The sequence below is a fragment of the Mesorhizobium sp. BR1-1-13 genome (assembly GCF_020165515.1).
Taxonomy (GTDB): domain Bacteria; phylum Pseudomonadota; class Alphaproteobacteria; order Rhizobiales; family Rhizobiaceae; genus Mesorhizobium.
In genome coordinates this window covers 116,955-129,828 of record NZ_JAIUIH010000014.1, presented here as the reverse complement: position 1 = coordinate 129,828, position 12,874 = coordinate 116,955, and the positions used below count along the sequence as shown (strand labels likewise).

Here is a 12,874-nt window from a genome sequence, read left to right as displayed (position 1 = left end):
TTCTTCCACCCTCCTACAAGGGAGAGGGGAGCCTATCCGCTCACCTTGAAGAAATCGACAAAAGCCCTGAGCGCCGGCCGCATCTGGCGGCGGCTCGGATAGTAGACGAAGAAACCGTCGAAGGATGGACACCAATCCTCCAGCACGCGGATCAGCCTGCCGTCGGCGAGCGGCGCGCGCACATAATCCTCGAAGACGAAGGCAAGCCCGGCGCTGTCGACCGCTGCTTGCGCGATGAGATGGTCCTCGTCGAGGATCAACGGTCCCTCGACCGCCAACTCGATCTCCTCTCCACCCTTAGCGAATTCCCAGCGGTAGAGGATGCCGCTGGAGAAGCGGAAGCGGATGCAGCGATGGTCGGACAGGTCACGCGGATGGCGCGGCCTGGGCATGGTGTCGAAATAGGAGGGAGCGCCGACCACGGCGCTGCGGATATCGGGCCCGATGCGCACCGCGATCATGTCGCGTTGCAGGCTTTCGCCAAGCCGCACGCCGGCATCGAAACCGCCTTCCACCACGTCGGTGAAGCGGTCCTCGATGACGATCTCCAGCACGATATCGGGATAGGCTGATGCAAAGGCGCCGACCCGTGGCGTCAGCACCAGGTGTGCTGCCGTGCGCGGCACGCTGAGCCGCAGATTGCCGGCCGGCCGGTCGCGCGCCTCGACCGCCGTCTCCAGTGCCAGGTCGATCTCCGACAGCGCCGGCCGCAATCGTTCCAGCAACCGCGCGCCCTCTTCGGTCGGGGCAACGCTGCGGGTGCTGCGTGCCAACAGCCGCACGCCAAGCCGTGCCTCAAGGCTGGACACGGCATGGCTGACCGCCGACGGCGCGATCGCCAGTTCCCTGGCCGCGCCACGAAAGCTGCCGCATTGCGCAACAGTTGCCAGCACCGCAAGTTGTGAAAGATGTGCTCGGTTCATTGATCTATTTTCTAGAACGGCCCGTGCGCAGATGAGCCGATTATCGAACATCAGGCAAGGCGCTATCTCCTGAGCATCGCAACAAGGAGACGCGTGATGAAAACCCGCAAACTCGGTACTGAACTGGAAGTTTTCCCGGTCGGCCTCGGCTGCATGGGCATGAGCTTTGGCTATGGCGGCCAGCCGGAAGCCGAGGCGATCGCCACCTTGCACCGCGCCGTCGAGATCGGCGTCAATTTCTTCGACACGGCGGAGGTCTACGGGCCCTACGAAAACGAGATCCTGCTCGGCAAGGCGCTGAAGCCGGTGCGCGAGAAGGTGACGATCGCCACCAAATTCGGCTTCAAGATCCTGGAGGAAGGCACCGGCACCGATCGCATGGCGGGCGTCGACAGCCGCCCCGAACACGTCAAGGCCGTCGCAGAGGCGTCGCTGAAGCGGCTGGGCACCGACGTGATCGATCTCTATTACCAGCACCGGGTCGACCCGAACGTGCCGATCGAAGATACGGTCGGCACCATGGCCGAGCTGGTGCGCGAGGGCAAGGTGCGCGCGCTCGGCCTTTCGGAAGCGAGTGCCGCCACAATCCGCCGGGCGCATGCCGTGCATCCGATCGCGGCCGTCCAGAGCGAATATTCGCTGTGGAGCCGTGACCCGGAAGACGATGTGTTCGCCGTCTGCCGCGAACTCGGCATCGGCTTTGTTCCCTACAGCCCGCTCGGCCCTGGCCTTTTGACCGGCACGATCGCCAAGCCGGAAACGCTTGATGACGACGACTGGCGCCGTGGCCTGCCGCGCTTCCAGGCCGACGCCATGGAAGCCAATGCCAAGGTCATCGCCACGCTGGAGAAGATGGCGGCTGAAAAAGGCGTGACCTCGGCGCAGCTGGCGCTGGCCTGGGTGTTGCACCAGGGCGATTTCATCGTGCCGATCCCCGGCGCGCGAAAGATCCGTCATCTCGAGCAGAACACGGCGGCGGCAGGGATCGAGCTGAGTGCCGCCGAGGTACAGACCATCGGCGATGCGCTATCGCCCGACAAGGTTGTCGGCAAGCGCTACACCGAGGAGTTGCTGGCGCTGGTGAATGGGTGATTGGCAATCCCAAGAGAACCGAAAAGGGGTGCTCCGGCCCCCTTTTCAATGCGGCGCGGCACAAGAGATTGCCAGACGCCCGCATGAAACACCCCCTCTGGCCTGCCGGCCATCTCCCAGGGAGATCGGCTCTCATCCGCTTTCGCCAATTGCAGACGACGTAAGGTAGACAAGGCAGCGAAGCTGCCGATCTCTCCCCTTGCGGGGCAGATGGCCGGCAGGCCAGAGGGGGTGCCTCGCGCCGACATTTCCTACCATGGCACGACCGAAATCTCGGGCCAGTTCTCCCGCGCCCGCTGGCCCTTCGCCTCATGCGTTCGCCGATTGTCCATCACCCGGTTCGGCGTGATGCGGAACGAGAAGACGTCGTCGAGACCGAACGGCGCCACAAGTTCCAGTTGACCATCCGCGTCGTATCGCACCCCGACCGCATGCGTCTTCGACGCAAAGAACCGGACCGACTCGCTCGAACTCGTGTAGCGCGGACAGGGCCGCCCGAACTTCTGCGGGTACCACAAATGCACCCGCGCCTGGTTGCGCACCTCGACCGGCAGGGGCAGCCCCTGGAAATGCTTCGCCGCCCGGCGGATGACGGCGTCCTCGGCCTCGTAGGACAGGTCGCTGTCGTCGAAATAGAACAGGTCGACATCCTTGATGCCATAACCCGACGACTTCCCCGTCAGATGGTTCCAGACCGAGTTGTAGAGCACGCCGGAGACCACCAGCCAGTCCGGAAGGTCGAGCGTGCGGGCACATACCAGCGCCTGGCGCACGAGCGCATCCGACAGCAGGATGTCAAGAAACGCAGCGCGTTGTGCTTCGAACGGGAGCCCGGAATAGCGCAGATGGTCCATCGCCCTTTGGAGGGCGATTCGCCACTCTCCCGCAATCCCGGAAAGAGGCTATGCCCTGAGCACGCCTCCGGTCTGCTTGCCGACATTCTCGACGATGCGCTTGGCCAACGCCTCGAAATCCTCGTCGGTCAGCGTCTTCTCGACCGGCTGGATCGACACTTCGATGGCGATGGACTTCTTGCCCTCGCCCAGTGACGCACCGTCGAAAACATCAAAGACCGAGACGCCGGTGACCAGCTTCTTGTCCGCGGCGAGCGCCGCGCGTACCAGCGTGCCGGCCTCGACCGCCTTGTCGACGACGAAGGCGAAGTCGCGCTTCACCGCCTGGAAGGCGGAGAGATCCAGCCTGGGCTTGGTTTTCGTCGGCTTTGCCTTGGGTTCGGGCACGGCATCGACATACACTTCGAAGCCGCAGAGCGGGCCGGAGACGTCGAGGCCTTCCAGCGTTTTGGGATGAAATTCACCGAACGTGCCGAGCACCGTCTTCGGTCCGAGCTTGATCGTTCCGGAACGACCAGGATGGTACCAGGACGGGCCGCCGGCCTCAATCTGCAGCCGCTCGACCGGCGCGCCGCAGGCTTCCAGTGCGGCGATGGCATCAGCCTTGGCGTCGAACACGCCGACCGAACCGGAATTGCCAGCCCAGTTGCGGCCGGAACCGTCGAGCTTGGCGGTGCCGCGCCGCACGCCGGCGGCGACGCGCCGTTGCTGGTCGGCGCCGTCGCCCTCATAGGTGCCGGAGACCTCGAACAACGCCACCTCGCCAATGCCCTTGTCGGCATTGCGCTGGGCGGCTGCGATCAGGCCGGGCAGCAGCGAGGGCCGCATGTCGGACATGTCGGCCGCGATCGGGTTGGCGAGCTTGAGCGAAGCCTGCCCGCCGCCGAACAGTTCGGCGTGCCTGGCGGGGATGAACGACCAAGTGACCGCCTCCATCATGCCGCGCACGGCCAGCGCCCGCTTGGCCGCGCGGGTGCGGATCTGCAGCGTCGTCAGGATCTTGCCGTTGACCGCGTCATGCGCACCGAGTGGCTGCGAAGCGATGTTGTCGACGCCATGGATGCGCATTACCTCCTCGACCAGGTCGGCCTTGCCGTCGACATCGGGGCGCCAGGACGGCACGGCGATATTGACGACATCGCCCGAACCCTCAGGCTTGAAGCCGAGGCGCGTGAGAATATCGAGGCTTTCCGCCGTCGGCACTTCTATGCCGGTCAGCCGCTTCACTTCGGACAGCGGGAAGGAGACGATCTTGGGCTGATGGCCGACATAGCCGGCCACCTCGATTTCCGTCGGCGTGCCGCCGCAGAAATCGAGCACCAGCCGGGTCGCGAGCTCAACGCCCGGCACCATGAATTCGGGGTCGACCCCGCGCTCGAAACGATAGCGGGCATCGGTGATGATGCCGAGCGCGCGCCCGGTGCGGGCCGTGGTGATCGGGTCCCAGAGTGCGGATTCGATCAGCACGTCGGTCGTGTTCTCGTCGCAGCCGGAACGCTCGCCGCCCATGATGCCGGCGATCGATTCCACGCCATTGTCGTCGGCGATGACGCACATCTCCGGCGTCAACGTGTATTCGCGGCCGTCGAGCGCCAGTACCTTTTCGCCCTCCCTGGCGCGGCGCACGACGAGATTCCCGGCGACCTTGCCGGCATCGAAGACATGCAGCGGCCTGCCACGATCGAAGGTGACGTAGTTGGTGATATCGACCAGCGCGCTGATGGGCCTCAACCCAATGGCGATCAGCCGCTGCTGGAGCCATTTCGGCGAGGGACCGTTCTTGACGCCGCTGACCAGATTGAGCGCGAAGCCGGGGCAGAGTTCCGGCGCTTCGATCGTCACCTTGACCGGGCACAAGTCGTTGCCGACATGCGGCATGATAGCGCCGCCGACAAGGCGGCCGAGACCGCTCGCTGCCAGGTCCCTGGCGATGCCGTAAACGCTGGTGGCATCAGGTCGGTTGGGCGTCAGATTAATCTCGATGACCGGATCGTCGAGATGCGCGTAAGCGGCGAAGCTGGTGCCGACCGGCGCATCTTCGGGCAGGTCGATGATGCCGTCGTGCTCGTCGGAAAGTTCCAGCTCGCGCTCGGAACACATCATGCCGTGGCTTTCGACACCCCTGATCTTGCCGACCGTCAGCGTCACGTCGATGCCGGGCACATAGGTGCCGGGCGCGGCGAAGGCGCCGATCATGCCCGCGCGCGCATTGGGTGCGCCGCAGACGACCTGCACGGGCGGCTTGCCGTCGCCGGTATCGACGGTCAGCACCCGCAGCCGGTCGGCATCGGGATGCTGCACCGCCGTCAGCACCCTGGCGATGACGAAGGGCTTCAGGCTCGCCTTGTCGTCGACATGCTCGACTTCGAGGCCGATCGAGGTCAGCCGCTCGACGATCTCGCCGAGCGTGGCATCGGTCTCGAGATGGTCCTTGAGCCAGGAAAGTGTGAATTTCATGATGCTGTTCCGTAATGTATCGCAGCAGGAATCGTCGTCTTGGCCGTCACGCGCTCAGGCCCCCGAACAAAGTCGGCATGTCGAGCGGCCGGAAACCGTAATGCGACAGCCAGCGCACATCGGCATCGAAGAAGGCGCGCAGGTCCGGCATGCCGTATTTCAGCATGGCGATGCGGTCGATGCCCATGCCCCAGGCAAAGCCCTGATATTCATCGGGATCGAGCCCGCCAGCGCGCAGAACGTTGGGGTGCACCATGCCGCAGCCAAGGATCTCCATCCAGTCGGAGCCTTCGCCGAAGCGCACCTCGCCTGGCCGCGAGCGGTCGCACTGGATATCGACCTCGAGGCTTGGCTCGGTGAACGGGAAGAAGGACGGCCGGAAGCGCATCTTGACCGACGGCACTTCGAAGAAGGCCTTGCAGAACTCCTCCAGCACCCACTTCATGTTGGCGACGTTGGCCGATTTGTCGATCACCAGCCCTTCGACCTGATGGAACATCGGCGAGTGGGTGGCGTCGGAATCCTGCCGGTAGGTCTTGCCCGGAATGACGATGCGGATCGGCGGCTTCTGCTTCTCCATGGTGCGGATCTGCACCGGCGAGGTGTGGGTACGCAACAGCTTGCGCTCGCCCTTCTCGTCCGGCTGGAAGAAGAAGGTGTCGTGCATCTCGCGCGCCGGGTGGCCTTCCGGGAAATTCAGCGCGGTGAAGTTGTAATAGTCGGTCTCGATATCCGGCCCTTCGGCGATGGCGAAGCCGAGATCGCCGAAGATCGCCGCGATTTCGTCGATGACCTGGCTGATCGGATGAATGCGGCCGCGCTCGGCCGGCGACTGCCGCACCGGCAGCGTCACATCGACCTTCTCCGCGGCGAGGCGGGCAGTGATGGCAACATCCCTGAGTTCCGCCTTGCGCGCGGTGAGCGCATCGGTGACGCGGTTCTTGAGGCCGTTGATGGCGGGGCCTTTGACCTGGCGCTCCTCGGCGCTCATCGAGCCGAGCGTCTTCAGCATTTCCGAGATCGACCCCTTCTTGCCAAGGGCTGCCACGCGCACGGCTTCTATCGACGCTTCGTCAGACGCCGATGCGATGTCGGCCATCAGGGAATTTTCGAGCGTATCCAGGCCAGTAGTTGCGTCGTTCACGGTCAAACTCGCTACGTTGGAAGTCGGCTTTAAAGTGAAAGTCACTTTAAAAGTGAAATTTCAGGCAGAGACAAAAGAACCCGCGCCAGCCGTGCCAGCGCGGGTTCCCCAAATCAGAATTTCGAATGCTTGGGAAGCGCTGGTCTTAGGCGACAGCGCTTTCAAAAGCATTCGGGGTGGTGTTCTTGAGGTACTCAAGAGCAACCTTGGCCTTGGCAACGAGCGCGGCGAAAGCCTGCGGCTCGTGGATGGCCATATCCGACAGGATCTTGCGATCGATCTCGATGCCAGCCTTGTTGAGGCCGTCGATGAAGCGGCCATAGGTCAGGCCGTGCTCGTGCGTCGCGGCGTTGATGCGCTGGATCCACAGCGCGCGGAAGGAGCGCTTGCGGTTCTTGCGGTCGCGATAGGCGTATTGCAGCGACTTTTCCACCGCCTGCTTGGCGATGCGGATGGTGTTCTTGCGGCGGCCGTAGAAGCCTTTCGCGGCTTTCAGGACCTTCTTGTGCTTGGCGTGCGAGGTGACGCCTCTTTTTACGCGTGCCATGTCATGATCTCCTTAAAAGCAATTCCAGGAAAAGTGCCTTGCGGTTTTCCGTTCGGAATTGCGTAAAACAAATTCGTGTTCGGCCGAATGCTCAGAGGCCGTTCGGCAGAAAATTCTTGATGACCTTCTTGCCATCCGGTTCAGCCAGAACCATCGTGCCGCGGGCATTTCGAATGAACTTGTTGGAACGCTTGATCATGCCGTGGCGCTTGCCGGCCGCAGCCGACAGGACTTTACCCGTACCGGTGATCTTGAACCGCTTCTTGGCGGCCGATTTGGTCTTCATCTTGGGCATTTTGCTACTCCGTATTGTGGCGCACCATCGCGCTTCTTGTTCGCTTCGGGCCGACCAAAGCCCGAAAAGCAAATGAAACCGCCACGGCATGCCCTGCCGGGCGGTTTTCTAGAACGGCGGTGCTATACGTCAAAGATAGCCGGCGCGCAACACCTCAGGCCGTGCGGGTCGTGCGACGCTCTGTCCCCCTCAGGGAAGCGTGAACCACACCGGCAGCAGGCCCGACTGCTGGGCGCCGTCGATCAGTTCGAAGGCCGGCAGCGCCACCAGGAACACCAGCCCGTCGAGCAGCGTGTTCAACAAAAGGCGCGGCTTGAAGCTGCCGGTCTCGCCTTCATCGTAAAGCGAGAGGTTGGGGAAGAAGCGTGGCACTTTCGCCAGATAGGCCTGATAGGGCGCGCCGAGCGCTTGCCGCAGGAATTTCTCCTCGCGCAGGATGACGATGTGAAAGGCGCCGGCGCACAGGACCGCGAAAAGGACAATCCCGGTAAATGAGCCGATCTGCGCGCCGACGCCGGCGGCAGCCACGGTCGAGAACACATAGAGCGGGTTGCGGGTGATCGAATAGGGTCCGCCAGTCACCACTTCGGACGACTTGCGCCCGCCTATGTAAAGCGTCGCCCACAGGCGCCCGACGATGCCGAGGAAAATCAGCAGCACGCCGAACATCTCGATGGTTTCATGCACGGGCGTATCGGGCGGGAAGGTCGATTGACCGAACAGCAGCGCCGCAAACAACACGAGGACGAGCACGGCAAGCACCAGCCGGCGCGTGCGCTGGTAGCTACCCAGCCCGTATTTGAGTTTTTTGTCCAAGGGGAGGAATCCGATCGTCGAAGAGCTTAGCCGGCGACCGCAGCTATGGCCGAGAAATGGGCGTCCCGCCGATCGCCGGGACGCCCTGTAGCACAATTCAGGCGGAATTGGAGCGCGTCGGCCGCGCTAACCTTATCGTGATCTAGCGCGGCGCCAGCACCATCATCATCTGGCGGCCTTCGAGCTTCGGCTCCGCTTCGACCTTGGCGATGGTAGCCACTTCCTCACGCACCTTGTTCAGAAGCTGCATGCCGAGCTCCATATGCGCCATCTCACGGCCACGGAAGCGCAATGTCAGCTTGACCTTGTCGCCTTCCTCGAAGAAGCGGCGCACCGCCTTCATCTTGGTCTCGTAGTCGTGGCTGTCGATGTTCGGGCGCATCTTGATCTCCTTGATCTCGATGACCTTCTGGTTCTTGCGCGCCTCGGCCGCCTTCTTCTGGTTGGCGTATTTCAACTTGCCGAGATCGAGGATTTTTACGACGGGCGGCTGCGCGTTGGGCGATATCTCGACGAGATCGAGCCCTGCCTCTTCGGCGAGCAGCAATGCGTCGTTGATGGAAACATCGCCACGGTTCTGGCCTTCGGCGTCGATAAGCTGGACCCGGGGAACCCGGATGTCACGATTGGAGCGCGGCCCATCCTTGGTCGGCGCCGCTGCTTTGAAAGGTCTGCGAATGGTCGTGGTCTCCTTGGCCGTTTCGTTCTGGATTTGCAGGTCTTGATATGTGGACGCGCCAATGTGGGGAGCGCGCGGGCGGAGTCAATAGCACAGCATTGACAGAAAATCACCTGATCGCTGCCTGCACCAAACAAAGAAAGATGGCGAGCACTTTTCGCCACGCCACTGGCTGTGTCACAAGACCCTGCGCCGAAAGACGGCGCGAGGAAAAAGCCATGACTGCCCCTGTCATTCTGGATATCGACGGATCGAGCATCGCGGTGCGCCATATTGCGGGCGCGACGCCTGGCGTCGTCTGGCTCGGCGGCTACAAGTCGGACATGCTGGGCACGAAGGCTGAAACGCTTTCGGACTGGGCGGCAAAAGACGGCCGCGCCTTCCTGCGTCACGACTATTCCGGACACGGCGAATCCGGCGGCGCCTTTGCCGACGGCACGATCTCGAAATGGCTTTCGCAAAGCCTGGCCGTGTTCCGGCATTTCACCAGCGGCAGCCAGATCCTGGTCGGCTCGTCGATGGGCGCCTGGATCGCCCTGCGCATGGTGCAGGAATTGCGCAAGGCAGGCGACGCAAGCGTCGTCGGTCTGGTGCTTCTAGCACCGGCGCCGGATTTTACCGCAGAACTGGTCGAACCGGTGCTGACCAAAGCGCAGAAGCGCGACCTTGCCAAAAAAGGCTTCTTCGAGGAGCCGTCGGACTATTCCACCGAGCCCTACATCTACACGCGCGCGCTGATCGAGGATGGGCGCGACAACCTGGTCATGACAGGCCCGCTCGACACACACTGCCCCGTACACGTCTTGCAGGGCCTGGCCGACCGGGACGTGCCGTCGAGCCATGCGCTGAAGCTGGTCAGCCTGCTGCCGGCCGACGATGTCACGCTGTCGCTGATCCCGGACGGCGACCACCGGCTGTCGCGGCCGCAGGATCTCGACATGCTGGTGCGGGCGGTCGGCGACATGGCTGCGCAGGGCAAGTGACGATGCGCCTTTCCATCCCGATCTCGGCCTTCGTCGCGGCCATCGTCGGCTTCGGCGGCACGCTGGCCATCGTCATTGCCGCCGCCCACGCGGTCGAGGCGACGCAAATTCAGACCGCGAGCTGGGTGACCACGATCTGCCTGGCCATGGCGGTCGAAAGCCTCTGGCTGTCCTGGCGAACGAAAATGCCCGTCATCACCGCCTGGTCGACGCCGGGCCTGGCGCTGCTGGCGGCGTCGAGCGGCTTTTCGATCGGCGAGGCCGTCGCCGCCTTCATCGTTACCGGCATCCTTTTGGTCGCCACCGGGCTGTTCCGGCCGCTGACGAAACTGATCTCGGGGATACCGCCCTCGGTCGCTTCAGGAATGCTGGCCGGCATTGTCGTCACCTTCGCGCTCAATGCGGTCAAAACTGTCCCCGCCGACCCCTGGCTGATCCTGCCGTTGATCGCCGCCTTCTTCGTCATCCGCCTGTTCAATCCGGCGCTGTCGGTGCTGGCAGTGCTGGTCGGCGGCGGTCTCGCCGCGTTTCTCACCGGCCGCGTCGGCGGTTTGCCCACTCCTGAACTGTCGACGCTCACTGTGATTGCGCCTGTGTTCACCGCCAAGGCGATAATCGGCCTGGCAGTGCCGCTCTACCTGGTCACCATGGCTTCGCAGAACCTGTCGGGCCTCGCCGTGCTGCGCGCCGCCGGCTACCATCCGGAACCCGGTCCGCTGATCGGCATCACCGGCCTGTTTTCGCTGCTTTCGGCGCCGTTCGGCGGCTCGACCACCAATCTGGCGGCGATTTCGGCGGCTATCTGCACCGGGCCCGACGTTCATCCCGACCCCACCGAGCGCTGGAAGACCGGGCCGTTCTATGCGTTTGCCTACCTGATCTTCGCGATTTTCGGCGCTTCTCTGGTGGCGATCTTCGCGGTCCTGCCGCAGAGCCTGATCGTGCTGGTGGCGGGCCTCGCGCTGATGGCCTCGCTGGCCAACGCGCTGGCGATCGCGCTCAAGGACGAAAGCGAGCGCATGGCCGCCACCGTCACTTTTGTCGTCACCGCCTCCGGGCTGACCTTGTTCGGCGTCGGCGCCGCATTCTGGGGACTGATTGCCGGGCTGGTCGTGCTTTTCCTCGATATGCTCAAAAAGCGATAATCATTTCAGCAGCTTGTCCGGTTTTAGCCGACATTGTCTTGAATCGCCGTTTTTGCCTTCCCATTTCGATTCCACGCAGCCGGTCCTGGCTGTCTCCAACCGAAGGAATGGGAGAAAATGAACACATCTGCATTGATCCGCCCGGCCTGGACGCCGGCAACCATCGCGTTGATGGTGATCGGCTTCATGGTGTTCTGGCCGCTCGGCTTCGCCATGCTCGCCTACATCATCTGGGGCGACCGGCTCGAGGGCTTCAAGCGTGACGTCAACCGCGCGACCGACGGCATCTTCGCCGGCTGCCGCCGCGGTTCCGACAAAGCCGCGCGCTGGGGCCACGGCTCCGCCCGCACCGGCAACGTCGCGTTCGACGACTGGCGCGAAAAGGAGCTTGAGCGCTTGGCAGAGGAACGCCGCAAGCTCGACGAGATGCTGACCGAGTTCGACGACTACGCCCGCGAATTGCGTCGCGCCAAGGATCAGGACGAGTTCGATCGCTTCATGGCCAACCGCAACAAGTCGACCGCGCCGGCGAAATCCGACCCAAGCACCGGCACGGCCCCCACCAAGCGCGGCAAGGGCTCGAACCTGCTTGACGACTGAAGCCCGGCGCATGCCTCCGAAAACCGGAACCGATTTTCGGCAAGGGTCACGCGCCACTTTTAAGTGCTACACTGTCGCTTGTGCGTCCCACAGGACGCGTGGCGCGGTCGGGCAGACCTGATTGTAAAAAAACGGCGCCGCGCGAGCGGCGCCGTTGCTTTTTTGTTCTATTCGTTTTTCTCGAATCGCGTATCGTCCGGCCATGACCCTCGGATTCTTCCGCAATCTGACGAAGCCCAAGCCTGTCGTGGAGCGCGAATATTGCGTCGCCGGCCGCACGCTGCCGCTCAAGATCGTCGAGAGCGACAGGGCGCGCCGTCTGACGCTGCGCATCGATTCCGGCGGCCAGGGTCTGCGTATCACCGTGCCGCCGGGCCTGCGCCGCGGCGAGGTGGAGCGGTTCCTCGACCGTCATCAGGACTGGCTGGAGCAGCGGCTGGCCAAGGTGCCGACACGGCCGCAGGTACGGCCGGGCATCAAGATACCAATCCGCGGCGTGCCGCACCGCATCGTGCATGAGCCGTCAAGGCGCGGCACCGTCACCGTGTCGCGCGACGAACGCGGCCCGCTGCTGATCGTGCACGGCGAGCGCATCCACCTGCCGCGCCGCATCGCCGATTTTTTGAAGCGCGAGGCCAAGAAGGAGATCGAGAAGCTGGTGGCCAGGCACACCGAAGCGCTTGGCAAGCGCGCCAGGGCGATCCGCTACAAGGATACGTCCAGCCGCTGGGGCTCGTGCACTTCCGAAGGCAATTTGTCCTTTTCCTGGCGCATCATGATGGCGCCGCCGCCCGTCATCAACTACCTCGTCGCGCATGAAGTAGCGCATCTGAAAGAGATGAACCACGGCCCGAAATTCTGGAAATTGTGCGAAAAGCTCTGTCCCGACACCGACCGCTGCAAGGACTGGCTGAAGCGCAATGGCGGCGCCCTGCAGGCGATCGTTTTCGAGTAGCGCAATCGCGAAGCGTCGCACGGTGCCTGAGGATGAGCTGTTGCGTAGTGATCCTTCACACCTCCTGTCGCGCCAGCGTTTACGTTCTTACTGGCCGCACGAACTCAATCGTCATTCGCGGCGTTAAGCTCTTCAGGCCGCAGCCCCTCTTCGCTATGATGCGGCCAGGGTAAAAAATTCCGATCGAAGGCGTCGGTGTCGAAATAATCGAGCGCCCGATGCGCCTCGGCGCCGTTGAAGGCGGCCTTGTCCATCAAATGCGCGATCACTTCGCGCGCCTGCGCGATCTTCAGCCTGAGTTCGGCAACGGTTCTGTCAGTCATGATGTTCTCCCGCCTCGCATGCTTCCGATGAATAGGTAGCGTCTTTGGCCCCGCCGGCAAA

At 63.3% G+C, this 12,874-nt stretch carries 14 protein-coding genes; 5 read left to right on the top strand and 9 right to left on the bottom strand.

The genetic code is table 11. The annotated features are described in order from the left end of the window. Window positions 1-32 precede the first annotated feature (32 nt). Window positions 33-923, bottom strand: coding sequence for a LysR family transcriptional regulator (locus LB533_RS26260; protein ID WP_140643781.1), 891 nt, complete (start codon window positions 921-923; stop codon window positions 33-35). 96 nt (window positions 924-1,019) lie between these two features. Here LB533_RS26260 and LB533_RS26255 point away from each other — a divergent pair, with 96 nt between their 5' ends. Continuing rightward, window positions 1,020-2,015, top strand: coding sequence for an aldo/keto reductase (locus LB533_RS26255; protein ID WP_224678548.1), 996 nt, complete (start codon window positions 1,020-1,022; stop codon window positions 2,013-2,015). Window positions 2,016-2,266: 251 nt separating this feature from the next. Here LB533_RS26255 and LB533_RS26250 read toward each other — a convergent pair whose 3' ends face one another. The 7 genes from LB533_RS26250 to infC form a co-directional block, all read right to left on the bottom strand. Then, window positions 2,267-2,869, bottom strand: coding sequence for a nucleotidyltransferase family protein (locus LB533_RS26250; RefSeq protein WP_140643785.1), 603 nt, complete (start codon window positions 2,867-2,869; stop codon window positions 2,267-2,269). 48 nt (window positions 2,870-2,917) lie between these two features. Then, window positions 2,918-5,326 (bottom strand): phenylalanine--tRNA ligase subunit beta, encoded by a 2,409-nt coding sequence (gene pheT / locus LB533_RS26245; protein ID WP_140643786.1) that lies wholly within the window; start codon window positions 5,324-5,326, stop codon window positions 2,918-2,920. A gap of 46 nt (window positions 5,327-5,372) precedes the next feature. Then, the gene (gene pheS / locus LB533_RS26240; RefSeq protein WP_224556426.1) at window positions 5,373-6,425 is read right to left on the bottom strand and encodes a phenylalanine--tRNA ligase subunit alpha; all 1,053 of its coding nucleotides are present in this window, start codon (window positions 6,423-6,425) and stop codon (window positions 5,373-5,375) included. Window positions 6,426-6,615: 190 nt separating this feature from the next. Next, entirely contained in the window at window positions 6,616-7,017 is a 402-nt protein-coding gene (gene rplT, locus LB533_RS26235) for a 50S ribosomal protein L20 (protein WP_006201247.1), read from the bottom strand. Window positions 7,018-7,108: 91 nt separating this feature from the next. Next, a complete protein-coding gene (gene rpmI / locus LB533_RS26230; protein ID WP_006201248.1) occupies window positions 7,109-7,312 on the bottom strand; it encodes a 50S ribosomal protein L35 in 204 nt (67 codons plus the stop codon). A gap of 189 nt (window positions 7,313-7,501) precedes the next feature. Continuing rightward, complete coding sequence (locus LB533_RS26225) at window positions 7,502-8,128, bottom strand: methyltransferase family protein (RefSeq protein WP_224678547.1); 627 nt, start codon at window positions 8,126-8,128, stop codon at window positions 7,502-7,504. A 142-nt stretch (window positions 8,129-8,270) separates the two neighbouring features. Beyond that, window positions 8,271-8,807 carry a translation initiation factor IF-3 gene (gene infC / locus LB533_RS26220; protein ID WP_140491142.1) on the bottom strand — a complete coding sequence of 179 codons (537 nt, stop codon included), beginning with the start codon at window positions 8,805-8,807 and terminating at the stop codon, window positions 8,271-8,273. A gap of 218 nt (window positions 8,808-9,025) precedes the next feature. Between infC and LB533_RS26215 the strand changes: the two genes are divergently transcribed. From LB533_RS26215 to LB533_RS26200, 4 genes are all read left to right on the top strand, one after another. Then, window positions 9,026-9,790: an alpha/beta hydrolase gene (locus LB533_RS26215; RefSeq protein ID WP_224678546.1), complete on the top strand. Its 765-nt coding sequence runs from the start codon at window positions 9,026-9,028 to the stop codon at window positions 9,788-9,790. A gap of 2 nt (window positions 9,791-9,792) precedes the next feature. Beyond that, a complete protein-coding gene (locus LB533_RS26210; RefSeq protein WP_224678545.1) occupies window positions 9,793-10,935 on the top strand; it encodes a benzoate/H(+) symporter BenE family transporter in 1,143 nt (380 codons plus the stop codon). Between the two features lie 117 nt (window positions 10,936-11,052). Next, window positions 11,053-11,535, top strand: coding sequence for a DUF2852 domain-containing protein (locus LB533_RS26205; RefSeq protein ID WP_140550410.1), 483 nt, complete (start codon window positions 11,053-11,055; stop codon window positions 11,533-11,535). A gap of 202 nt (window positions 11,536-11,737) precedes the next feature. After that, entirely contained in the window at window positions 11,738-12,490 is a 753-nt protein-coding gene (locus tag LB533_RS26200) for a M48 family metallopeptidase (RefSeq protein WP_224678544.1), read from the top strand. A 104-nt stretch (window positions 12,491-12,594) separates the two neighbouring features. Here LB533_RS26200 and LB533_RS26195 read toward each other — a convergent pair whose 3' ends face one another. Further along, window positions 12,595-12,813, bottom strand: a complete 219-nt coding sequence (locus tag LB533_RS26195; RefSeq protein ID WP_224678543.1) for a hypothetical protein — start codon at window positions 12,811-12,813, stop codon at window positions 12,595-12,597. Window positions 12,814-12,874: the final 61 nt, after the last annotated feature.

Coding starts and splice junctions, on each gene's coding strand:
- LB533_RS26260 (WP_140643781.1), bottom strand. CDS start 923: ATGAACCGAGCACATCTTTCACAACTTGCGGTGCTGGCAACTGTTGCG.
- LB533_RS26255 (WP_224678548.1), top strand. CDS start 1,020: ATGAAAACCCGCAAACTCGGTACTGAACTGGAAGTTTTCCCGGTCGGC.
- LB533_RS26250 (WP_140643785.1), bottom strand. CDS start 2,869: ATGGACCATCTGCGCTATTCCGGGCTCCCGTTCGAAGCACAACGCGCT.
- pheT (WP_140643786.1), bottom strand. CDS start 5,326: ATGAAATTCACACTTTCCTGGCTCAAGGACCATCTCGAGACCGATGCC.
- pheS (WP_224556426.1), bottom strand. CDS start 6,425: ATGGCCGACATCGCATCGGCGTCTGACGAAGCGTCGATAGAAGCCGTG.
- rplT (WP_006201247.1), bottom strand. CDS start 7,017: ATGGCACGCGTAAAAAGAGGCGTCACCTCGCACGCCAAGCACAAGAAG.
- rpmI (WP_006201248.1), bottom strand. CDS start 7,312: ATGCCCAAGATGAAGACCAAATCGGCCGCCAAGAAGCGGTTCAAGATC.
- LB533_RS26215 (WP_224678546.1), top strand. CDS start 9,026: ATGACTGCCCCTGTCATTCTGGATATCGACGGATCGAGCATCGCGGTG.
- LB533_RS26210 (WP_224678545.1), top strand. CDS start 9,793: ATGCGCCTTTCCATCCCGATCTCGGCCTTCGTCGCGGCCATCGTCGGC.
- LB533_RS26205 (WP_140550410.1), top strand. CDS start 11,053: ATGAACACATCTGCATTGATCCGCCCGGCCTGGACGCCGGCAACCATC.
- LB533_RS26200 (WP_224678544.1), top strand. CDS start 11,738: ATGACCCTCGGATTCTTCCGCAATCTGACGAAGCCCAAGCCTGTCGTG.
- LB533_RS26195 (WP_224678543.1), bottom strand. CDS start 12,813: ATGACTGACAGAACCGTTGCCGAACTCAGGCTGAAGATCGCGCAGGCG.